Annotated in this window: 20 protein-coding genes; 15 read left to right on the forward strand and 5 right to left on the reverse strand. The window is 68.6% G+C overall.

Features of this window, described 5'->3' with window-relative positions:
- Positions 1-48: 48 nt before the first annotated feature.
- The gene (locus ACGFIZ_RS12930) at positions 49-2,112 is read right to left on the reverse strand and encodes a glycogen debranching N-terminal domain-containing protein (protein ID WP_393418767.1); all 2,064 of its coding nucleotides are present in this window, start codon (positions 2,110-2,112) and stop codon (positions 49-51) included.
- A complete protein-coding gene (locus ACGFIZ_RS12935; RefSeq protein WP_393418769.1) occupies positions 2,109-2,486 on the reverse strand; it encodes an SCP2 sterol-binding domain-containing protein in 378 nt (125 codons plus the stop codon). The genes ACGFIZ_RS12930 and ACGFIZ_RS12935 overlap by 4 nt, the downstream gene beginning before the upstream one ends.
- Before the next feature lie 209 nt (positions 2,487-2,695).
- Here ACGFIZ_RS12935 and ACGFIZ_RS12940 point away from each other — a divergent pair, with 209 nt between their 5' ends.
- Together ACGFIZ_RS12940 and ACGFIZ_RS12945 are read left to right on the forward strand one after the other, a co-directional pair.
- Positions 2,696-3,073: an SCP2 sterol-binding domain-containing protein gene (locus ACGFIZ_RS12940; RefSeq protein ID WP_393418771.1), complete on the forward strand. Its 378-nt coding sequence runs from the start codon at positions 2,696-2,698 to the stop codon at positions 3,071-3,073.
- Positions 3,070-5,109 carry a glycogen debranching N-terminal domain-containing protein gene (locus ACGFIZ_RS12945; RefSeq protein ID WP_393418773.1) on the forward strand — a complete coding sequence of 680 codons (2,040 nt, stop codon included), beginning with the start codon at positions 3,070-3,072 and terminating at the stop codon, positions 5,107-5,109. The genes ACGFIZ_RS12940 and ACGFIZ_RS12945 overlap by 4 nt, the downstream gene beginning before the upstream one ends.
- 286 nt (positions 5,110-5,395) lie before the next feature.
- On the opposite strand, the gene ACGFIZ_RS12950 is transcribed toward ACGFIZ_RS12945, so the two are convergent.
- Positions 5,396-5,701, reverse strand: coding sequence for a hypothetical protein (locus tag ACGFIZ_RS12950; protein ID WP_393418775.1), 306 nt, complete (start codon positions 5,699-5,701; stop codon positions 5,396-5,398).
- 253 nt (positions 5,702-5,954) lie between these two features.
- Here ACGFIZ_RS12950 and ACGFIZ_RS12955 point away from each other — a divergent pair, with 253 nt between their 5' ends.
- Genes ACGFIZ_RS12955 through ACGFIZ_RS12985 form a run of 7 tightly spaced genes read left to right on the forward strand, consistent with a single transcriptional unit; the run spans position 5,955 to position 12,924 of the window.
- A complete protein-coding gene (locus ACGFIZ_RS12955) occupies positions 5,955-6,965 on the forward strand; it encodes a LacI family DNA-binding transcriptional regulator (protein ID WP_393418777.1) in 1,011 nt (336 codons plus the stop codon).
- A gap of 44 nt (positions 6,966-7,009) precedes the next feature.
- Entirely contained in the window at positions 7,010-8,311 is a 1,302-nt protein-coding gene (locus ACGFIZ_RS12960) for an ABC transporter substrate-binding protein (protein ID WP_393418779.1), read from the forward strand.
- The gene (locus ACGFIZ_RS12965) at positions 8,308-9,222 is read left to right on the forward strand and encodes a carbohydrate ABC transporter permease (RefSeq protein WP_393418781.1); all 915 of its coding nucleotides are present in this window, start codon (positions 8,308-8,310) and stop codon (positions 9,220-9,222) included. The genes ACGFIZ_RS12960 and ACGFIZ_RS12965 overlap by 4 nt, the downstream gene beginning before the upstream one ends.
- A gap of 1 nt (position 9,223) precedes the next feature.
- On the forward strand, positions 9,224-10,084 hold the full coding sequence (locus ACGFIZ_RS12970; protein ID WP_393418783.1) for a carbohydrate ABC transporter permease: 861 nt from the start codon (positions 9,224-9,226) through the stop codon (positions 10,082-10,084).
- Positions 10,084-10,980, forward strand: a complete 897-nt coding sequence (locus ACGFIZ_RS12975; protein WP_393418785.1) for a dihydrodipicolinate synthase family protein — start codon at positions 10,084-10,086, stop codon at positions 10,978-10,980. The genes ACGFIZ_RS12970 and ACGFIZ_RS12975 overlap by 1 nt, the downstream gene beginning before the upstream one ends.
- Positions 10,980-12,002 (forward strand): nucleoside hydrolase, encoded by a 1,023-nt coding sequence (locus tag ACGFIZ_RS12980; RefSeq protein WP_393418787.1) that lies wholly within the window; start codon positions 10,980-10,982, stop codon positions 12,000-12,002. The genes ACGFIZ_RS12975 and ACGFIZ_RS12980 overlap by 1 nt, the downstream gene beginning before the upstream one ends.
- The gene (locus ACGFIZ_RS12985) at positions 11,995-12,924 is read left to right on the forward strand and encodes a ribokinase (protein ID WP_393418789.1); all 930 of its coding nucleotides are present in this window, start codon (positions 11,995-11,997) and stop codon (positions 12,922-12,924) included. Before ACGFIZ_RS12980 ends, ACGFIZ_RS12985 begins: the two co-directional genes overlap by 8 nt.
- A gap of 50 nt (positions 12,925-12,974) precedes the next feature.
- On the opposite strand, the gene ACGFIZ_RS12990 is transcribed toward ACGFIZ_RS12985, so the two are convergent.
- Positions 12,975-13,451 carry a MarR family winged helix-turn-helix transcriptional regulator gene (locus ACGFIZ_RS12990; protein WP_393418791.1) on the reverse strand — a complete coding sequence of 159 codons (477 nt, stop codon included), beginning with the start codon at positions 13,449-13,451 and terminating at the stop codon, positions 12,975-12,977.
- A 449-nt stretch (positions 13,452-13,900) separates the two neighbouring features.
- Between ACGFIZ_RS12990 and ACGFIZ_RS12995 the strand changes: the two genes are divergently transcribed.
- Positions 13,901-14,515 carry a VOC family protein gene (locus ACGFIZ_RS12995; protein WP_393418793.1) on the forward strand — a complete coding sequence of 205 codons (615 nt, stop codon included), beginning with the start codon at positions 13,901-13,903 and terminating at the stop codon, positions 14,513-14,515.
- Between the two features lie 63 nt (positions 14,516-14,578).
- Here the strand turns inward: ACGFIZ_RS12995 and ACGFIZ_RS13000 are convergent, their stop codons facing one another.
- Positions 14,579-15,343: a pirin family protein gene (locus ACGFIZ_RS13000; protein ID WP_393418795.1), complete on the reverse strand. Its 765-nt coding sequence runs from the start codon at positions 15,341-15,343 to the stop codon at positions 14,579-14,581.
- A gap of 209 nt (positions 15,344-15,552) precedes the next feature.
- On the opposite strand from ACGFIZ_RS13000, the gene ACGFIZ_RS13005 reads away from it, so the two are divergent.
- The 5 genes from ACGFIZ_RS13005 (at position 15,553) to ACGFIZ_RS13025 (ending at position 20,571) form a co-directional block, all read left to right on the forward strand.
- Entirely contained in the window at positions 15,553-16,023 is a 471-nt protein-coding gene (locus ACGFIZ_RS13005; RefSeq protein WP_393418797.1) for a MarR family winged helix-turn-helix transcriptional regulator, read from the forward strand.
- Between the two features lie 157 nt (positions 16,024-16,180).
- Positions 16,181-16,615, forward strand: a complete 435-nt coding sequence (locus ACGFIZ_RS13010) for a zinc ribbon domain-containing protein (protein ID WP_393418799.1) — start codon at positions 16,181-16,183, stop codon at positions 16,613-16,615.
- A 1,486-nt stretch (positions 16,616-18,101) separates the two neighbouring features.
- On the forward strand, positions 18,102-19,562 hold the full coding sequence (locus tag ACGFIZ_RS13015) for an FAD-binding oxidoreductase (RefSeq protein WP_393418801.1): 1,461 nt from the start codon (positions 18,102-18,104) through the stop codon (positions 19,560-19,562).
- Positions 19,563-19,589: 27 nt separating this feature from the next.
- Positions 19,590-19,943 (forward strand): zinc ribbon domain-containing protein, encoded by a 354-nt coding sequence (locus tag ACGFIZ_RS13020; protein ID WP_393418803.1) that lies wholly within the window; start codon positions 19,590-19,592, stop codon positions 19,941-19,943.
- 106 nt (positions 19,944-20,049) lie between these two features.
- The gene (locus ACGFIZ_RS13025; protein WP_393418805.1) at positions 20,050-20,571 is read left to right on the forward strand and encodes a GNAT family N-acetyltransferase; all 522 of its coding nucleotides are present in this window, start codon (positions 20,050-20,052) and stop codon (positions 20,569-20,571) included.
- Positions 20,572-20,587 lie beyond the last annotated feature (16 nt).

Raw genomic sequence — 20,587 nt, forward strand, 5'->3', positions numbered from 1 at the left:
CCGGAGATCACCGCCCGGTGCGCCCGCCGCAACACGTTTGAACAACGCTCATCTGTCGGCCGCGTTCGCCTCCTGGGATGTCACGCTGCCGATGGCGTCGACGCGGCCCCACCGTCCGGGGATGTCGAGCAGTTCGATGCGACCGAACCGTTCGGGCAGTGCCGGCGCGACCACCAGATCATCGCCGTAGGGCTCGAGGCCGAGCAGCGTGCGTATCAGCAGCAGGGGCGCTGCGGTGGCCAGGGCCTGTGGGCTGTTCGCCGCGGGTTCCTGGACGGGGTGCCGGGTCAACTCGCGGTCGTAGCCGCCGAAAGCTTCCGGAAGTCGACCCTGGAAGTGCCGGGACGCCTCGATGATTCCCTCGGCGATCCGCCCGGCTTCCTGGTGGAATCCGTAGCGGCGTAGCCCCCAGGCGATGAAGGCGTTGTCGAATGGCCAGACGGTGCCGACGTGGTAGCCGAGTGGGTTGTACTGCCCCTCCCCCTGTGCGAGGGTGCGTACGCCCCAGCCGGAAAAGAGGCGGGGGCCGAGCAGGTGTTCGGCGATCTTCGGTGCCCGGGATTCGTCGACGATGCCGCTCCACAGCAGGTGGCCGATGTTGGAGGAGAGGGCGTCGACCTGGCGGCCGTCGCCGTCGAGGGCGAGTGCGTAGTACTCGCCGTCGGAGATCCAGAAGTCGCGGTTGAAGCGTTCCTTGAGGTCGGCGGCTTCCCGTTCGAGGCGGTCGGCGTACGCGGGGTCGTGCCAGAACTCGCGGGCCAGCCTGGCGCCGCGGATCTTGGCGTCGTACGCGTAGCCCTGCAGCTCACATGTCGCCCGGGGCAGGCTGGGCAGCCGGCCGTCCCGGAACGAGATGGCCGTCGGGGATTCCTTCCAGCACTGGTTCTCCAGCCCGGTCCGCTCGTTGCGGCGCTGGTACCAGACGTAGCCGTCGCCCATGATGTCGCCGTACTCGTCGATCCAGTGCAGCGCCGCGCGCGCCTCGTCCTCGAATTCGCGCACCGCCGCGGCGTCCCCCGTCCACCGCTCGTACTCGTCGAGCAGGATGACGTAGAGCGGGGTGCTGTCGGCGGCGCCGAAGTAGGGCGATGCGGGTTTCTCTTCAAACGCGGTCAGCTCGCCGTAGCGGAACTCGCGCAGGATCTTGCCCGGCTCCTCGTCCCGGAAGTCGTCGAGCACGCTGCCCTGGTCGATGCCGAGCATCCGCAGGGTGTTGACGGCCATGTCCGGTGTGAACGGCAGGACCTGCAGGCTGGTGAGGATGGGGTCGCGGCCGGTGAGGGTGGCGTTCCACGGCAGGCCCGCCGCGGGCATCGGCTCGGTCGGTAGCGCCAGCGGCGAGAACCGCAGCGCGGCAAGGTCGACCAGGCTGCGCTGGTAGGTCCGCTCCAGTGGCTTCCAGTCGCAGCGCAGCTGCGGAGCCTTGTCGAGCCACTGCCGCAGGTCGTGTTGGAGCCTTGCCGTGTCGCGTTGCTGGCGGGGGGGAGTCAGGTGTTCTCGCATGTCCTGACCGTCGGGATTCAGCACCAGCCCCCGGACGTGCAGCATGGTGGTCCACTGCCCGTGGGGTTCGATCCGGATGTGGTAGGTCAGCCCCTGTTCGTCGACCTGCGCCGGCTCGGTCGTGGAGATCACCGTCTCCAGCCGGAACTTCTCCCGCACGTAGCCGAGGTGCAGGCGACCGTTCTCGACGCGTTGGTAGAGCCGGCCGGCCGGCGTGCGTTCTTGTCTGACCATGAACACGGAGCTGAAGTCAGAGCCGGCGTCCACCCGGACGGTGAACTCGGCCGGTTCCCCGGAATGGTTGAGCACTGTCAACCGCTCCTCGAAGCTGCCGGCCACCGCCCGTTCGCGGATCACCGAGACCTTGGCGTCGACGTAGTGTGTCGGGGCCCCGGGCACCAGGAAGAACCGCGCCTCGAAGTACGACGGGTCGTCCATCGCCAGTGTGCTCACCCGTTCGCCGTTGATGGTCAGTCGCCACAGCGAGAGGAACCGGGTGTCGAATGAGAAGTAGCCGGTCGGGACGTTGGGCGTCGCCGCTATGTCGCCGCTGCCGTCGCTCAACACGAAGATGTTGCCGTCCAGGATTCTGACGAGATCGGTCTTCATCCCTGCCTCCCCCGGTCCCGGGCGGCGATCCGCGGGTGACGCGCGTTGGGCGGCGGCGCGAAGAGCCGCTCCAGCAAGCTGACGAGCCGGATTTGTCCTTCGAACGTTATGTCGTTCCTCAGCCACGCCGGGAGCGGTTTGGCTTCGCCGCGGACCATCCGGTCGAAGAAGGCGTCGTCGGAGCGGATGACGGTGTCGGCGGCGCAGTTCTGCTGTGACACCCGGACGACGCCGCCGCGGATCTCCACGAACCAGTGGTCGACCTCGTGGTCACGCTCGAGGTCGAACCGTATGGTGCCGTTCGTCTTCTTCAGCAGGCGTTCGTGGCCGTGTCGTTCGAGTGCCTCGAAGAACTTCCTGGTCGCCTCCGACATGGCACCACCCCCGTAGCAATCCGCCGGACCACGAGCAGCATCATTCGCATCAGGGTGGGTCGGCCTCACCCGGAACGGATGAACCTGGACTGCGGCCGCGAGCGGCGCGGGGAAATCCACCCGATCCGGGTGATGCGGCAGGGCCTCGCTCCGGGTCAGGGTGGGTACGCGGCTCATCCGGGCTCGGCACGCATCGGAGGGAGGCGGACATGTCGAATCCCACCACGAGCTTCTTCCAATCCCTCGCCCGTCGCGGGCACGAAACCCTCCTCGAGGACGCCACCGGGACCATACGGTTCGACCTCACCCACGAGCAGGGCGTCGACCGCTGGTTCGTGGCCATCGAACGGGGCAATATCCGCGTCTCTCGGGATGGCGGCAAGGCCGACTGTGTCTTCCATGGCAGCCGGGCGACCTTCGACCGGATCTTGGCTGGCCAGTCACAGATGTACCCGTCATGGTTGCGCAACGAAATCACGACGCCGGGTGATGTCCGGCTGGCCCGCCTCTTCGTTCGGCTCATGCCGGCGCCGCCCAAAGCCCATCACCCTCGGGATTTCGGCCGCGAACGGAGACGTGCGGCATGAGCGACGGCCTCGTCCGGCTGCTGGACGGCAACACGTTCGTCGTCAGTGAGGAGACGGGCGACATCGACGCGTCCCCCACCATCCCGACCGGGTTCTTCTCGTTCGACACCCGATTCCTGTCGAAATGGATCCTGTCCATCAACGACGAGCGGGTCAACGCGCTCACCGTCGAGGAGGTCGAGTACTTCGAGAGCCGCATGGTCGTCGTCCCGACCCTCCCCGCTCCACTCGTCGACATCGGTGTTTCGGCCATTCGCGACCGCTCCATCGGCGGAAGCTTCACGGAGCAACTGACCGTGATCAACCACGAACCCGAGCCCGTCGACCTGCGGATCCGGATCGACGTCGACAGCGACTTCGCCGACCTCTTCGAGATCAAGGACGTGCGGAAGAAGAGCGGGACGTACTACACCCAGGTCGACGGCGGGCGCCTACGTCTCGGCTATCAGCGGGAAGCGTTCCGCCGGGAGACCCTGGTCTCGTCCACCGCGCCGGCCCGAGTCGACGAACAGGGGCTGACATACCACGTTCGACTCGAACCGCACGGTCAATGGACCACCAACCTGCACGTGCAGGCGCTGGGCCTGGGCGGGCGCGACCTTCGGGAGAGCCTGGAGGGCAGACCCGGTCGATCCCGAGCGCAGATCCGGCAGGACCTGGCCGACTGGCTCGCGCAGGCACCCCGCCTCACCTGCGACTCCCCCACGTTGGGAATGACCTACCGACGCAGCCTGGCCGACCTCTCCGCGCTGCTTTACGCACCGCTGACCGGCCGCGGACACGCCATCCCCGCCGCCGGCCTACCGTGGTTCATGGCGATCTTCGGCCGGGACAGCATCCTCACCAGCATCCAGGCACTGCCGTTCGCGCCCGACCTCGCCGCCACGACGCTACACCAGCTCACCGTGCGACAGGGGGCCGTCCTGCACGACTTCCGCGAGGAGGAGCCCGGGAAGATCCTCCACGAGCTGCGGTACGGGGAGACGACCGCATTCGAGGAGCAGCCACACTCGCCGTACTACGGTAGCGCCGACTCCACTCCTCTCTTCGTCATCCTGCTCGACGAGTACGAGCGATGGACCGGCGACGCCACCCTGGTCCGGTCTCTCGAACGTGCCGGGAGAGCCGCCCTGCACTGGATCGACGAGTACGGCGACATCATGGGCGACGGCTACGTCTGGTACCAGCGCCGGAACGAGCGGACCGGGCTGGAAAACCAGTGCTGGAAGGACTCCTGGGACTCCATCTCGTTCCGGGACGGGCGGCTGCCCGGCCTGCCCCGGGCGACCTGTGAGCTGCAGGGCTACGCGTACGACGCCAAGATCCGCGGCGCGCGGCTGGCCCGCGAGTGCTGGCACGACCCCGCGTACGCCGACCGCCTCGAACGGGAGGCCGCCGACCTCAAGGAACGCTTCAACCGCGACTTCTGGATCTCCGACGGCGAGTACTACGCACTCGCCCTCGACGGCGACGGCCGCCAGGTCGACGCCCTCTCCTCCAACATCGGCCACCTGCTGTGGAGCGGCATCGTCGACGAATCCCGGGCACCGAAGATCGCCGAACACCTGCTCGGCCCCCAACTGTTCTCCGGCTGGGGGGTGCGGACGCTCGGCACCGGCGAGGGACGCTACAACCCGATCGGCTACCACGTCGGCACCGTGTGGCCGTTCGACAACGCCTTCATCGCCTGGGGGCTGCGCCGCTACGGATTCCACCAGGAGGCCGGCCGCATCGCCGAGGGAATCATCGACGCCGCGGAACACTTCGACGGGCGGCTCCCCGAGGCGTTCGGCGGATACGAGCGGACGCTGACCAGATATCCCGTGCTGTACCCCACGGCGTGCAGCCCACAGGCGTGGTCCACCGGAACTCCCCTGTTGCTGCTGCGGACCATGCTCGGCATGGAGCCACGCGGCGAGCACCTGGTGGCCAGACCGGCCGTGCCCCCGGGCATGGGCCGGATCGAACTGCTCGACATCCCCGGGCGGTGGGGCAGGGCGGGTGCCGTCGGACGCGCCCGCGCGGAGCGACGCTGACCGCACGGGCTCGCCCCCGAAGGAGAGCGAGCGCTGCCCCAAGCGCCCAAACCGGCAACCGCTCACCGAAGGGCACAACCCCGCCGGTGAAGGCGATCCGGGCCGCGTCGAACAGGTTGATGCCCAGGTTGCTGGGAAGGGCTTCCGCGGCAACGCACCCTCGACGCCGCCCGAGCCGCCCACCCGCACCGATTCGGCAGCCGCCGACCCGTCGCACCCCGGGTTCCCGAACAGGCATGGATCAACAAACCCGACAACCAGGCCACCGACCAACACTTTCACCAGGTCAGCCGAACCACCCGCCTACCAGCAAGCGCGTGACGGAGGGCCGGACCCGTTGGCCTAGCAGTTGGTCGAGGGCCGCCACCACGTCGGCGACCACCTGTTCGGCCGCGCTCCAGTGCGTCAGACGCGCGGTCAGCGCCTGGTGCGGCTGCGGGGCCGGGGGTTGGGCCGGTGCGGTGCCGGCGGTGTTCTGCGCGGGGCGGATCGGCTCGCCGTGGTAGATCGGCACGGCCGGGGGAGTGAAGGGTTGGGCGGGCACCAGCGGGGGCCGCGAGGTCTGGGAGGGGGGCGGCTCTTTCGGCTGCATCCCGCGACGCTATGTCTGGCGCTTGCGGTGTGTCACCGCGGAGTCACGAATCGGACGCGCGGAGGGGTGCTCTTGCTCGCCGTTCCGTACATGACCGGACATTTGCGGTGTTTCGGGGTGAGCGCGGGCCTGGGACGGGCGCGTTTCTCGCCTGTTGCGGCGTTGTCGGGGTCTTGACAATCGGCCTGAGCAGGCGAAGGATCCTCGCAACCGGTTGCGCAACCGGTTGCGAGGGATCTTGCAGGAGGACGACGTGACCACCGGTTCACCGCCGACGATCTACCAGGTCGCCCAGGCGGTCGGCGTTTCCGCCTCTACCGTGAGTCGGGTGCTGGCCGGCGCGAACGGCATCGCGCCGGAGACCAAGGCGCGGGTCCTGGCGGCGGCGGATCGGCTGGGCTACCGGCGCAACAGCCTGGCCAGCGATCTGGCCCGCCGGGCGTCGAACACCGTCGCGGTACTGTTGCCGGACATCTCGAACCCGTTCTTCTCCAGCCTCGTCAAGGAGATCCAGATCCTGGCCGAGCGGTCGGGGTTGGCGGTCCTGCTGTGCAGCACCCGGGACGACGAGCGGATCGAGCAGCGGAACCTCGACGTGCTGCTGTCGAAGAAGATCAAACACGTACTGGTGATGGGGCTGCGGGCCGACTCCGGGGAGGTCCAGGCGTACGAGGACGCCGGCCTGCGCTTCATCGCGCTCGACCGGGCGGTCCCGTCCACCCACGCAGTGCGGATCCACTCGGACAACTTCGACGGCGCGCGGGCGGTGACCGAGCACCTGATCGAGTTGGGGCACCGGCGGATCGCGCACCTGCGCGGTCCGGCGTTCTGCGACGTCGCGCTGGAACGGTACGAGGGGTACCGGGCGGCGCTCAAGGCGCACAAGATCCGCTACGACCGGCGACTGGTGGTCACCAGCACGTTCGACGAGGCGGGCGGCCGTGCGGCGCTGGACACCCTGGTCCGACGGGAGTCACCCTTCACCGCGGTCTTCGCCTCGAACGACCTCATCGCGATCGGCGTGCACTGTGCGGCACGTGAGCACGGCCTGCGGATTCCGCGGGACTTCTCGCTGGCCGGCTTCGACGACGTGCCGGTGGCGTCGTACACCACGCCCGGGATCACGACGGTGAGGCAGGACGTGCGGGCGATCGCGGCGGCGGCGATGGACGCCGTCCGGTCGGGGTCGGCGCCCGGCGCGCGGGAGGTGTGCATTCCGGTGGAGCTCCGGATACGTGACTCCACCGCCGCTCCGGCGGCCTGACCCTCAATAACGGCTTAATCAGGAAATAGGGAGTAGATACTGTCATGAATTGGCGTGCCGGAAAAAAGATCATATTTTCGGTCCCGTTGCTGGCCGTGCTGGCCACGACGGCGTGCCTCGGTCCCGTCTCCAACAGCGGCAGCGGGGACGGGGGTGACGTCACCCTCCAGTTCGTCGGCGGCCAGCCCGACGGCTACTACGACAAGGCGATCGCGGCGTTCGAGCAGGCGAACCCGGGCATCAAGGTGAAGTACGTGTCCAACCCGGCGAGCCAGCTCTCCCAGGTGCTGCAGGCCCGCCTCGGCGGCAAGGACAGCTCGATCGACGCGTTCACCGCGGACGAGCCGAAGATCCCCTCGATGGTCGACCGGGGCTTCCTGCTGCCGCTCGACGACCTGAAGGGCGAGGCCGACAAGCAGGCCAGCCCCGAGGCCGTCCAGGCGACCACCTTCGACAGCAAGCTGTACGCCCTGCCGCTGTGGACGTCCACCATGCTGCTGTACTACAACAAGGACCTGCTGAAGAAGGCCGGCATCGCCGACCCGGCGATGGCCACGGACAAGCGCCTCAGCTGGGAACAGCTCACCGCCGACGCCAAGAAGACCCAGGCCGCCGGCGCCCAGTACGGTTTCGCCTTCGAGCAGCCCGGCCGCTACTACCAGTTGGAGCCGCTGATCGTCTCGGCCGGCGGCGGCACCGGGCTGTCCGGTGACAAGAACCTCACCCCGGCGATCCAGGACCAGGGCTGGAAGAAGGCGCTGACGTTCTACCAGGGGCTGTTCAGCCAGGGCATCACCCCGAAGGGCATCCAGTACACCCAGTTGCCCGCGCTCTTCGCCAACGGCAAGATCGCGTACTTCCTGGCGAACACCCCGTCCGTCGCGACCTTCAAGAAGAGCCCCGACCTGAAGTTCGGCGTCGCGCCGTCGCCGACCTTCGCGGGCGGCAAGCCGGCGACCCCGACCGACTCGTGGGCACTCGCCGTCAGCCCGTACTCGAAGCACCAGGCCGAGGCCAAGAAGTTCATCTCGTTCCTGACCCTGAACGACGAGGGCGCCGCGCTCTCCGGCCAGGACATCGCCCGGATCCCGGCCAACAACCACGCGTACGCCGCCTGGGCCAAGCTCATCGACAGCGCCGGGCCCGAGCTGGCCGGCACCTCGCAGCTGATCGCCGACGAGCTGTCGCAGACCGCGGTGAAGCGCCCCTCCAGCGTCGGCTACACCGACTTCGAGGCCGTGGTGAACAAGATGATCGACAACATCGGCAACGGCGCGAACGTCGACAGCGCACTGGCCGACGGCCAGGCGCAGCTGGTCAACACGCTGGGACGGTTCAACAAATGACGACGTCCGTCAGGCCCGCCGGCGCGCCGCCCAGGCGCGCCGGCGGGCCGGCCCGGCGCCGGCGTCCCGCGAAGAAGATCGGCGGTACGGGCCTGGCCGCGTTCCTGATGCTGGGGCCGGCGCTGGTCGCGATCCTGTTCTTCCGGCTCGTACCGGCGGTCGAGGCCATCCGCACCAGCCTGTCCGACCCGCAGGGGGCCTTCGCCAGCTACGCCCGGGTCTTCGCCGACCCGGCGTTCCTCGCCTCGGTACGGCAGACCCTGCTGTTCACGGTCCTGGTGAACCCGTTCCAGATCCTGCTGGCCCTCGGTCTCGCCGTGCTGCTCACCCAGCGGCTGCCCCTGGTCGGGCTCTGGCGAACGCTGATCTTCCTGCCCGCGGCGCTCCCGCAGGTGGTCAGCGCGATCATCTGGGGCGTGATGTTCCGCCCGGACGGGCCGCTCAACGCGGTGCTGGGCGCGCTGGGCCTGCCGCACCAGCCGTTCCTCACCTCGAAGTTCCAGGCCCTGCCCGGGATCATCATCCTGGTCTCCTGGGTGGGCGTGGGGTACTGGATGATGTTCCTCGTCGCCGGTCTGAAGGACATCCCCGGCGACACGCTGGAGGCGGCGAAGATCGACGGAGCCGGACCGCTCCGCACGTTCTTCAGGGTGACCCTGCCGCAGCTGAAGCGGCCGCTGCTGTTCGTGCTGGTGGCCGACACGATCGCCAACTTCCTGGTGTTCGCGCCGGTCGAGACCCTGACCGCCGGCGGCCCGGACCACTCCACGAACCTGATCATGTTCGACATCTACGAACGTGCCTACGTCACCGGTGACCTGCCGGCGGCGTCGGCGGAGACCTTCATCCTGCTGTGCATCATCCTCGCGGTGGTCTCGATCCAGTTCAAACTGCTTCCCTCGGAGGACTGACATGTCGACCGGAGACCAACGCCAGGCGAGGTCGGGAAGCCGGCTGAAGCGTGGCGTCCTGCTGGCCCTGGCGATCGGCGCGACGCTCTACTCCGTCATTCCGCTGTGGTTCGCGCTGGTCAGCTCGCTGCGCCCGGAAGGGGACATCTTCCGCTACCTCTCCCCACTGTCGATCAAGTCGATCTGGCCGACCACGTTGACCGGGGCCAGCTTCCGGACCCTGATGAGCACCGGATTCGGCGCGCCGGTGGTGAACTCCGTCATCGTCGCGCTGCTCACCATCGTCATCGGGCTGATCCTCTGCTCCGCGGCGGCCTTCGCGCTCGGCGTACTGCAGTTCCGGGGGCAGAAGCTCCTGTTCGGGATCACCCTGGTGGGCTTCCTCATGCCCTTCGACGCGCTGGCGATCCCGCTCAGCCAGGTCCTCTCCGGCGCCGGGTTCCAGAACACCTACGACGGGTTGATCCTGCCGGCGGTCGGGAACGGACTGGCGATCTTCGCGCTGCGGCAGTTCTTCCGGAACATCCCGCGTGAGCTGCTCGAGGCCGCGCAGATGGACGGGTACGGCTGGTGGCGGATCCTGTTCCGGATCTACCTGCCGCTGTCCAAGCCCGCGCTGATCAGCGCGGCGCTCATCCTGTTCGTCTTCCAGTGGCACGCGTTCCTGTGGCCGCTGCTGATCGCGCCGGACCCGGCGATCCAGGTCGCCCCGGTGGCCATCGCGCAGTTCTCCCAGGAGACGTTCGTGGACTTCGGCGCGATCTTCGCCGGCACGGTAATCACCGCGGCGATTCCGCTCTGCCTGCTGCTCTACGCGCAGAAGTACTTCGTGGCGTCGATTGCCGGAACCGGAGTGAAGTAATGACACAGCAACCCTGGTCCGGTGTCTTCCCGTACCTGCCCACGCCGCTGGACGCCGACGGCACGGTACGCCGGACGACGCTGGCCGACATCGTCGAGCGCTGCCTGGCCGCCGGCGTACACGGGCTGACCCCGCTGGGTAGCAGCGGCGAACTGCCCTACCTGACCGGCGACCAGCGGCTGGCGGTGATCGAGGGCACCGTCGCCGCCGCGGCGGGCCGCGTTCCGGTCGTACCCGGGGTCGGGGGTTTCGACACCGCGTCCGTGGTGCGGGACGCCCGCGCCGCGGTGGCCGCCGGCAGCGACGGCATCCTGCTGGTGATCCTCGCCTACTTCCCGCTGCGGCCGGCGGAGATCCTCGGCATGATCGGCGCGGTCACCGCCGCCGTGGAGGTGCCGGTGGTGCTCTACCACCACCCGCATCTCACCCACGTCGAGTTCTCCGCGGACGTCATCGCGGCGGCGCACCGCGACCACGGCGTGAACCATGTCAAGGACGCCTCCGGGCGGATCACCAACGTGGCCCGGTGGCTGGACGCCACCTCGGGCGGGATTCGGTACTTCTCCGCGACGGCCGTACCCCCCACCGCCGCGATGCTGTCCGGAGCGTGCGGCTGGATGGCCGGTCCGGCGGCCGCCTTCCCCGCCGAGTCGGTGGAGATCTACGACCTCGCCGTCCGGGGTGAGTGGGCGGCGGCGCAGACGAGGGAACGCCGGCTCGACTCGGCGCTGAACGTTTTCCGCACCCTCGGCCCCGGCCGCGGCGTCAAGGGACTCTTCGCCGCGCTGGGGATCGACGTGGGGCAGCCCGTGCCGCCGCTCGCGCCGCTCGGCCCGGCCGAGATGGCCCTGATCCGCGAGGACCTGGCCCGGCTGACGGAACAGGGAGCGGCGTGATGCCGGAGACCGGGACCCCTCGGCGGCGGATCGTGCTGGACTGCGACACCGGCCTCGACGACACCCTGACGCTGATCTTCCTGTCCGGACGGCCCGACGTGGACCTGGTGGCGGTGGGCTCGGTGCACGGCAACGTCTCGGCCGTACAGGGGGCGCACAACTCCGCCGCCGTGCTCAAGACCCTCGGCCGCACGGACGTGCCGGTGACCGTCGGGGCCCGGCGCCCACTGGCCCAGCCGGTGCAGTACAGCGCCAAGGTGCACGGCTCCGACGGGCTGGGCGAGATCCCCGTCGACCGCCAGGTGCGGGTACGCACCGACATCTCCGCCGCCGAGCAGCTCGTCCAGCTCGCGCGGCGGTACCCGGGCGAGCTGGAGATCATCGCCGTCGGGCCGCTCACCAACATCGCGCTGGCGCTCATGATCGAGCCGGACCTGCCGAACCTGGTCGCCGGCATCTCGGTGATGGGCGGCGCGGTGACCGTGCCCGGGAACAACACCCCCTGGGCCGAATCGAACATCGCGCACGACCCCGAGGCGGCGAGCCTGGTCTTCTCGGCCGGCTGGCGGCGCTGCGTGCTGGCCGGGTTGGACGTCACCCTCACCACCTGGCTGCGGCCGACGGAACTGGCCGCGATCGACGCCCTGGCCACCCCGGGTGGCCGGCTCGCCCAGCAGATCATCGAGAGGTTCTCCGCGTACTTCTCGGTGGCCTACGGGCGGCAGAGCTGTCCCATCCACGACCCGACCGCCGCGATCCTGCTGCTGCACCCGGAGTACGGCGAGTACTCGCGGTGGAGCGTCCAGGTGGAGCTGGCGCGCGGCATCACCCGGGGAGCGACGCTGGCCGACCGGCGACCGTTCGTCGCCGGCAAGCCGGAGCCCCCGCATCCGCCGATCGAGGTCGCGACCGGGCTGGACATCGACGCGGTGCTGGAATGCTTCGTGGCGGGGATCCGGGCCGCCGGCAGCGCACCGGGACGGCAGGGACAACCGATGGGGAAAGAGGCGCGTGGTGACTGACCTCCTGGTCGTGGGGAGCGTCAACCTGGACGAGGTCTATCCGGTGCCGGAGTTGCCGATCCGGGGCGAGACGGTGCTGTCGGCGTCGTCGCGCTCCCGGCACTCCGGCGGCAAGGGAGGCAACCAGGCGGTCGCCGCGGCCACCCGCACCGGGGTCGCGTTCGTCGGAGCCGTCGGGGACGACGACATCGGCGAGTTCCTGCGGACGGACCTGGCCGCCGCCGGTGTCGACACCACGTACCTCGTGGCCAAACCCGCGGCGTCGGGGACGGCGGTGGTGATCGTCGAGCAGGGCTCGGGCGACAACTCGATCGTGGTCGACCAGGGCGCGAACCTGCTGCTGGACACCGCCGACATCCCGCCGGGGCCGCTGGCGGCGGCCCGGGTCGTCCTCCTGCAACTGGAGATCCCGCTGAAGACGGCCCGCGCGGTCGCCGAGCGGGCCGCCGGGCTCGTGGTGCTCAACCCGGCGCCGATGGTCGACGGGGTGGTCGAACTGCTGGACCGGGTCGACGTGCTGGTGCCGAACGAGTTCGAGCTGCGCAGCCTGCTGCGCCGGGACGCCCTGATCGGCCCGGACGAGGCCGCCGCCGCGGTGCGGGAGGCCCCCGGGCGCGGCGACGTGGTCGCGACGTTCGGCGGCGCCGGCGCCTACGTGTACGAGCGGGAGCGCGACCGGGTCACGCACATCGCCCCGCCGGCGGTGGCCGTGTTGGACACGACGGGCGCGGGCGACTGCCTGTGCGGGGTGTTGGCCGCCGAGCTCGCGGCCGGAGCGGACCTCGTCGCGGCGGCGGAGACAGCGGTCTGCGTGGCCAGTCTGTCCACCACCCGGTCGGGGGCGCGGTGGACCCAAGCCGTCGACGACGCGGAGCTGGACAAGCTCCGATCCACGGCGCGGCGAACCGTCATCCCGAGGTGACGCACCACCAGAGCTCTCCCCGACCTCGGCGGCAGTCGCGGTCTGTCGGCTCAGCTTCGCGCGAGACCGGCGTTGATCCGCTGGACGCAGGCGCGGATGGTGGCCAGGAGCGCCTTCCTGTCCTTCTGCGGGACGCCCGCGAGCATCCGGTTCTCGATCTCGTCGGCGATCCGGTCGCAGCGCTCGGTGATCTCGCGGCCCTTGTCGGTGAGACGGGTCTCGAGGATCCGCTGGTTCTCGCCGGAGGGAGAACGGGTGATCAGCCCGCCGGCCTGCAGCGAGGCGAGAACCTGGATCATGGCCTGGGGGGAGACGTAGGCGCGGCGGGCGAGCTGGGCGTTGCTGAGGCCGCTGCGGGCGCGCAGCACGGTGAGGGTGACGTACTGATGCGGGGAGAGGCCGAGCGGTCTGAGCCCGTGCTGCAGCTCTCTGATGATCCCCCGGTCGAGGCGCCCGATCGCGTACAGCAGTCGGAGGTCCTGCGGCGGCGGGCTGCCGTCGGGCTGGGCTGACGTGGCCTTCGACACGGAGGCAGGTTACCGCGGCGGGATGCGGACCTGGCGTACGCCCGCATCCCGCCGCAGGCTCATCGCGCCGCCACCGCCGCGACGACGGCCGCACCACCCCGGAGTCCCGCACGCTCTGCGGCAGCAACGCCCGCAACGACTCGTTGGCGGTGAAGGAAGGCTGTAGTTGAGCCTGGGTGGAGAGATCGACCGTGCCGGTCGCAGTGGTGCCGGGGCTCGCCGCCGGCCCGCCGGAGGAGCCGCCGCAGGCGGCCAGCCCGAGCAGGGTGGCAGAGACGAACCCGGCGGCCAGGCGCCGACGAAGCTGCGGCGCCAAGAAGTTGTACGAGCCCATTGCGATCCCTTTGCACAGGTCAGAGACGGGGACGACATCAAGTCACTTGATACTCGACGTCCAGGCGAACGGCGGAGGTCGACGAGTCGCCACTCCGTGCCGCAGTGAGGTTGCCATGCCGATCGACCACTTCATCTACGCCCATCCGGACCTCGACGCCGCCGTCACCCAGCTCGAGGAGCGTCTCGGCGTGCGGGCCCTCGGTGGTGGGAAGCACGTGGGTCAAGGGACGCACAACAAGCTGCTCGCGCTCGGCCCGCGTACCTATCTGGAGATCGTCGCCCCTGACCCCGACCAGGCTGAGCCGCCCCGCCCGCGTCCCTACGGGGTCGACGGCGTCACCCGCGGCGGCCTGGTCGGCTGGGCTGTCGAGTGCGACGACATCGACGCGGCGCTCGCCAGGACGCGGCGGCACGGCTTCGACCCGGGTGACGTGATCGACGGCCGGAGGGTCGGGCCGACGGGGGAGATGCTGCGGTGGCGGCTGACGCGCAACGCGCTCGACGCCGGCCTGGTCCCGTTCCTCATAGGTTGGGGCGACACCCCGCACCCCGCCCGCTCGGCGCCACCGGGGCTCCTCCTCGAATCCTTCCACGTCGAGCATCCGGATCCGGAGTCCCTCAGGCCGGTACTCGCGGCCCTCGGCGCCGACGTGCAGGTCGAACCTGCGGCCGACGCCGCGCTTGTGGTCCGGCTCAACGGGCCGAACGGCAGCACGGAGCTCCGGTGACGGCACCCCGGCCGGGGCCGACGACGCCTGGCCGGCCGCGTCGGCCCCGCCGCGATGCGGTGGTCAGTTGGCGAGGGTGGCGTGCATCTCCCACACCAGGATCTCGGCGGCCTCGGCCGCGGTGACCCGCTGCCCACCGGTGGCGGTGAAGCGGACGGCGTCCCCGGTGCCGAGCGTTCCGGCGCCCTCGAGGGTGACGGTGCCGCGCGGGACGAACAGGTGCAGGAACGGCGCCTCCGGCAGTTGCACGCTCTGGCCGGGCTGCAGCCGGGCGGCGTAGAGGGCGGCGTGCCGGTTCTTGATCCGGATGGCGGCGGCGCCGTCGTGCTTGTCCATCCCGGAGGCGACCGGGACGAGCCCGCCGCGCAGCAGTTCGTTGTCGATCTCCAGCTGCTCGTACCCGGGGGTGATGCCGGGCTCGTCCGGCACGACCCACATCTGCACGAAGTGCACGGGGTCGGTGTGCCGCTGGCCCTGGATCCGCCAGGAGTCGTTCTTCTCCGAGTGCAGGATGCCGGTGCCGGCGCTCATCCGCTGGGCCAGGCCGGGGTAGATCACGCCGGAGTGGCCGGTGGAGTCCTGGTGCACCAGAGAGCCCTGCAGCACCCAGGTGACGATCTCCATGTCCCGGTGCGGGTGGGTGTCGAACCCGGTCCCCGGGAGGACGATGTCGTCGTTGTTGACCAGCAGCAGGCCGTGGTGGGTGTTGGCGGCGTCGTAGTGCCCGCCGAAGGAGAACGAGTGCTTGGAGTCCAGCCAGGCGATGTTGGTCTTGAACCGGTCCTCCGCACGGCGGATGTCGACGGTCGGGGTCAGCGCGGTGCTCATGGGATGTCCCTTCGGGGCGTGCGTGAGGTGGGGAGGGGGCGGATGGGGCGGCGGCGTCCGGCGGGTCAGGCGGTCTTGGTCGCGAGGTTGACGATCATGTCGGTGGCTCCGCTCAGAAGATGACGTGTCATGCGCTTGCCACAACATACATGATGCGTCATTCATTCCACAAGCATGACGCGTCATTCAGGTCGAGTAGGATGGCTGGCATGGCGGAGACCCGGTGGCTCGACGAGGGCCAACAGCGCGCCTGGCGGGCGTACGTGGGAATGCAGGGGCGGCTGACGGCCGAGCTGAACCGGCAGCTCCAGTCCACCTCGAACCTGTCGTTGGCCGACTACGATGTCCTCGTCCAGCTCACCGACGCCCCCGACGGCCGGCTGCGCCCCTTCGAGCTGCAGCGCGCCCTGGACTGGGAGCAGAGCCGGCTGTCCCACCACCTCAGCCGCATGCAACGCCGCGACCTCGTCGGCCGCGAGGAGTGCGGCGAGGACGGGCGTGGCGCGTACGTCGTGCTCACCGACGCCGGCCGGCAGGCGATCGCCGACGCCGCGCCCGGTCACGTCGACGCCGTACGCCGCCTGTTCTTCGACGCCCTCGAACCCGACGAGGTGGAGACGCTGTACCGGCTCGCCAGCGCGGTCCTCGACCGGCTCGACGCCGCGGCGGCCCGCCGCTGAAGCCGGCGCGCGCATCGGGTCGGACCGCCGTCGATGGCGGTGGCCCGCGGTCATCGCGTGATCTCCGGTTGAGTTGTCAGTCGGAGCCGCATACATCCCGGAGGGTCTGGGCGTCCCTCTTCGTCCTGGCCTGCGCCGCGGCGTAGTCTCCCGAATCGTGCCCGACAGGATGAAGCGCATGTTCGAGAAGTCCTGCGACAGCGCCACCGTCACCGTCTGGACAGTTCCCTCCGCGGCCAGGCCCGCGCGCATCATCCCCTGGTACGCCTCCGTCGCGGCGGCCTGCTGGCTCAGTTTGTCCGGGATGCTGGCCAACCGGCGTCTGGCCCGGCACATCGCCGACGCCGGGTTCGCCGAACTACGCCGACAACTCACCTACAAGACCGGATGGAACGGGGGTCGGCTGATCGTGGCCGGCCGCTGGTATCCGTCCTCGAAGACCTGCTCGGGTTGCGGCGCGGTGAAAGCCAAGCTGGCCCTGGCCGAGCGTACCTACACCTGCGCCACCTGCGGCCTGGTCCTGGACCGGGATCTGAACGCCGCACGCAACCTCGCCGCGCTCGCGCGTGAGCGAGCGTTCCGTGGTGCGTAGCGGGGTGAGGCGGGGGCTGTCGACGCCCGGAGTGGCCGGGAGTCGCCAAACGGACGTGGAGCCGACCGTAAGACCCCGCTCGCGGGGCAGGTGGCCGTGAAACGTCAACCCGGCACCGCCCCAGCGGGTCAGACCGGGACCGTCCCACCGCAAGGCAGGACTACCGATCACATGCTCACCAGAGCGCACTGATAGGTAACGGTACTCGCGCTCGGCTCAGGCGCTGTCGTCTGTGGCCCTACCGTGCTTGGTGCGGCATGGACAGGCGCGGTCGGCTCGGCCTCCTGAGGATGCGCTACCTCTGAGTCTCGGACCGGAGGTGTCGGGGAGTGTTCCGCGGCCACGCGTAGGTGAGGAAGGCGACGATGGCCGCCGCCACGCCACCGAGCGCCCCTACCGCGGCCGAGTCCAGCCTGAGCCTCTTGTGCCTGCGGGGAAAGCCGCCGCGCGTTTCGTACCACAACGCCCATAGGTGGACAATGATCACGGACCATTTGGATTGCGGCTCAATGAGGCGGTAGAAGGCGCCGACTGAAGTGATCCTGACCGGGCGCGGGTACGCCATCATAACAACCGGTCTCGCCCTAATTTAGGGATATTGGGCTGGATGCGAAAGTGTGTGCCATGGTAAAGAACAATCGCATCCATCCCGTAGAGATCGTCTTCACGCAACTTGGGACAGGGCATAGCCCCGCCGTTCGGGGTTGAGGTGCTATGCGGGGCGCTGCCGGAACGGCTTGACCAGCGCAAACAGCCGATGAGGCGGCGGACCGGCTGGCCGACGAGGACGTCAATCGGGCAAGCAGCCATATTTCGATTTGATCAACCCCGGTCCAGGAGGACATCTGAAATGTGGACACGGTCTAGTGACCTTCGTCGTCCATGTGTCCACACTGACTGATCACTCAGTTCGTCGCAGCGGAGGTGCCCACCGTGACCACGCTATCCTCCCCAACCGCTGGCGCGGTCGGCAGCCAAGCCCGGCCCGGCCCAGCGCCCGCACGAGGTCGTGAGGCGCCACCGCCTCCTACGGCCCTTCCCTGGATAGCGGCGGTGGCCCGCATCGACTGATGGCGATGAGCTCGGCTAAGCCGCCGATATGACCAGAGCCGGGTGAAAGCCAGTAGCCTTTGGGCGAATTCTCGCTTTGGTGCGTTCAAGATAACCGGCACGCCCGGTGCGAATGCCGCCCGGACCGCCAATCGTTTAGTTGCCTCCAATTCAAGCCTGTCTGAAAAGTAGGGGTTATGCGGTTGCGACATCTATCAAAATGCCTGCACCGCGCCAAACTCGTTGCACATGCCGGTGAACCCGGATTTCTCGGCACAGCCCCATGAGCGCCGGTGTGGTAGTACGGTCTCTCTACTTGGGGATGACCCGCCTAATCAGCGGGCCGGAACTGCTGACTCTCAGGCGTGGAGGCCCCTACAGCGCTTGTGACTAACCCAGACGCGTCAAATTCTTCATCCCCCAGGAGGTCGTCTTTATGAAAGCTCGCGAAGATGTAACCAGCTATCGAGAATTCGTGAACAGATTGAGGTTGCGAGGAATTCAGGTAGAGGAGACAAACGGCATCGATTTCCCGGCGAACGCCGCGATGCACGACCGCGCGGCCGTCGTCCCAGCCGTCGTCGTCTCTCCGCGCAGCGAATGGGGCGTCGTGCAGACGCTGCAACTGATGGCCGAGTTGAAACTGAACGGGAAGGTCCCGCTGTCGGTCAAGAGCGGCGGCCATGGCTATTTTAACGGCGCGACCTGCACCGGCATCATGATCAACCTGGCGAACATGACCCAGCGTCGCATTGCAGGCGACACCTTGTTCCTGGAGCCGGGCTGCGTGCTCGGGCAGACCATCAACATTCTGGCCAAGAACCGCAAGGCAGTGCCGCACGGCGACTGCTTCGGAGTCGGCGCGGGCGGGCACTTCCTCACCGCCGGGTGGGACCTTATCCTCGCACGCAAATACGGACTTGGGTGTCAATCCGTCGTGGGCGGTCGAGTCGTGCTCTGGGACGGCAGCGTCATCGACGTGGACGAAGAAAGCCATCCAGACCTGCTGCTGGCGATGCGCGGCGGTGCCATCGCCTGCGTGGGAGTCGTCACCGAAATACGCTTGAAGCTGATAGACGAGCCGGCGCTGGCGACCTGGCGATTCACGCGGATCACCCGAGAACAGCTGGCCACCTGCGTGGGCCATGGCTTCTTCGGACGATCAGCCAAGCTGCCCCAGGAGGTGTCAGTCTCGGTCCGCATCCACTTCGAGCCGGATCAGCTGGCGCCGGTGTGCTCATTCAACGTTGTAAGCCTACTGACCGCCGAGGCCACCGTGCAACTGCTGCGCGAATACCTGGGGGACGAGGTTACGGACATCGTGGCCGATCTTTCGGCGTGGTCAGAGAAGACTTTGCTCGATCTGCGCATGTTGCCGGCTTCGGACTTTCTGGCAGCCCACCCAGAGATGCTGGGGGAGGTAACCGCGGAGGCGCTGCACGCCAATCCCTTACTATACTGGAAGCAGACCTCATCCGCGCGGGAGATGGCCAGCTCCTACTTCACGTCCATTTCGAGTTGGGTCGTTCCGGACTGCGAGCCTATGCTCCTCGAACTATACGCCGCCTTCGAATCGGCGCAGGCGCATCCGTTGCGCGAGCGGATGTACACGCTCGTCATTTTAGGCGGCGGACGGATGACGGACCTGCAAGATAGCTGTTCCATGCCCTTGGGCGAGGCGCTGGCGCGGTTCGAGCTGCACTGGGATGACCCCGAAACCGAGGAGGCATGGAGCCGCGACTTCACGGACAAGGTTCACTCGATCCTGCTGTCGAAGCAGGATCCGGGGCCCGAGCGCCCCTACCGGGGAGACATCTGGCTGCCCGAGCAGGCGGACGACCCGCGTCTGGAGGCCATCCGCAAGGCATACGACACCGGAATAATATCGCGCGCCTGAACGGATGCAGGCACAGATCCATTGATCATGAAGTTGCTGACGCTTCGTGATCACGGGAGGTTCTGCGGGAACACGCACCGGAACAACCGCAAAAGCCAAGCGATGTTCCGGTGCGCGTCCTGCGGATACCAGGCCAACGCTGACGTGAACGCGGCGATCAACGTCAGGGACACCGCCGAGGCGGCGCCCCCACCCACCGGGCGGGCAGTCCGGGACAGGAACCAACCGGCGTCCTGTCGACCACCCACACAACGCCGGCGACGTACGGCGCTGGAAGCGGGATCTCCCGCCTCTAGGCGGGAGAGGATGTCGATACGTCGAAATTCCGAGTACCACCACGACCAGTGCGCAGGTCGACCTCGCCTGCCGCTACAGTTTTGATGAGTCGTCGGTGGGCGGGCATGCCGATGACAGGGCGATGAAGTGGTGGCGACCGTCACTGGCTCGGCGAAACGTAGCCGCAACAAGGGGCCGACAGCATGCCACCATGCAGTTGAGTATCGAACGCGCCGACTTCACCGACCCCGACCTCAGTGCGTTCCTTCGGGCGCATCTCGACGATCTCGCGCCGACAGCCCCTGCGGAGAGCCGGCATGCACTGGACCTCGGTGGCCTGCAGACACCAGACGTCCGCCTGTGGGTCGCCTCCGTCGGCGGACAGATCGTGGGGACCGGAGCTCTCGCGAACCTGGAGCCGGGGCACGAGGAACTCAAGAGCATGCGGACGGATCCGGAGCGACGAGGCCAGGGAATCGCCACCCGGATCCTCGACCATCTCGTGCAGAATGCGCGGGGACGCCACATCCACCGGATCTCCCTGGAAACCGGCAGCATGGAGTTCTTCGCGCCGGCGAGAGCGCTGTACGCCAAGGCAGGATTCGTTCTCTGCCTTCCGTTCGGTTCTTACGCGGAGGATCCCAACAGCGTCTTCTTAACGATCCCCACGGATAAATCCGGGGGATTTTCCTCCGGGGCCAGGCCCTGGATTCCCAGCTCGGACCGCACCTGATCCACCGTCCCGGAAG

The organism is Micromonospora sp. NPDC048830, from assembly GCF_043198215.1.
Taxonomy (GTDB): domain Bacteria; phylum Actinomycetota; class Actinomycetes; order Mycobacteriales; family Micromonosporaceae; genus Micromonospora.

Excerpts from the sequence above, each read along its gene's own strand:
- ACGFIZ_RS13015 (WP_393418801.1), top strand. The coding sequence starts at position 18,102 with ATGAAAGCTCGCGAAGATGTAACCAGCTATCGAGAATTCGTGAACAGA.
- ACGFIZ_RS12960 (WP_393418779.1), top strand. The coding sequence starts at position 7,010 with ATGAATTGGCGTGCCGGAAAAAAGATCATATTTTCGGTCCCGTTGCTG.
- ACGFIZ_RS13005 (WP_393418797.1), top strand. The coding sequence starts at position 15,553 with ATGGCGGAGACCCGGTGGCTCGACGAGGGCCAACAGCGCGCCTGGCGG.
- ACGFIZ_RS12950 (WP_393418775.1), bottom strand. The coding sequence starts at position 5,701 with ATGCAGCCGAAAGAGCCGCCCCCCTCCCAGACCTCGCGGCCCCCGCTG.
- ACGFIZ_RS12995 (WP_393418793.1), top strand. The coding sequence starts at position 13,901 with ATGCCGATCGACCACTTCATCTACGCCCATCCGGACCTCGACGCCGCC.
- ACGFIZ_RS13000 (WP_393418795.1), bottom strand. The coding sequence starts at position 15,343 with ATGAGCACCGCGCTGACCCCGACCGTCGACATCCGCCGTGCGGAGGAC.
- ACGFIZ_RS13025 (WP_393418805.1), top strand. The coding sequence starts at position 20,050 with ATGCAGTTGAGTATCGAACGCGCCGACTTCACCGACCCCGACCTCAGT.
- ACGFIZ_RS12970 (WP_393418783.1), top strand. The coding sequence starts at position 9,224 with ATGTCGACCGGAGACCAACGCCAGGCGAGGTCGGGAAGCCGGCTGAAG.
- ACGFIZ_RS12945 (WP_393418773.1), top strand. The coding sequence starts at position 3,070 with ATGAGCGACGGCCTCGTCCGGCTGCTGGACGGCAACACGTTCGTCGTC.
- ACGFIZ_RS12965 (WP_393418781.1), top strand. The coding sequence starts at position 8,308 with ATGACGACGTCCGTCAGGCCCGCCGGCGCGCCGCCCAGGCGCGCCGGC.
- ACGFIZ_RS12975 (WP_393418785.1), top strand. The coding sequence starts at position 10,084 with ATGACACAGCAACCCTGGTCCGGTGTCTTCCCGTACCTGCCCACGCCG.
- ACGFIZ_RS12930 (WP_393418767.1), bottom strand. The coding sequence starts at position 2,112 with ATGAAGACCGATCTCGTCAGAATCCTGGACGGCAACATCTTCGTGTTG.
- ACGFIZ_RS12980 (WP_393418787.1), top strand. The coding sequence starts at position 10,980 with ATGCCGGAGACCGGGACCCCTCGGCGGCGGATCGTGCTGGACTGCGAC.
- ACGFIZ_RS13020 (WP_393418803.1), top strand. The coding sequence starts at position 19,590 with ATGAAGTTGCTGACGCTTCGTGATCACGGGAGGTTCTGCGGGAACACG.
- ACGFIZ_RS12935 (WP_393418769.1), bottom strand. The coding sequence starts at position 2,486 with ATGTCGGAGGCGACCAGGAAGTTCTTCGAGGCACTCGAACGACACGGC.
- ACGFIZ_RS12940 (WP_393418771.1), top strand. The coding sequence starts at position 2,696 with ATGTCGAATCCCACCACGAGCTTCTTCCAATCCCTCGCCCGTCGCGGG.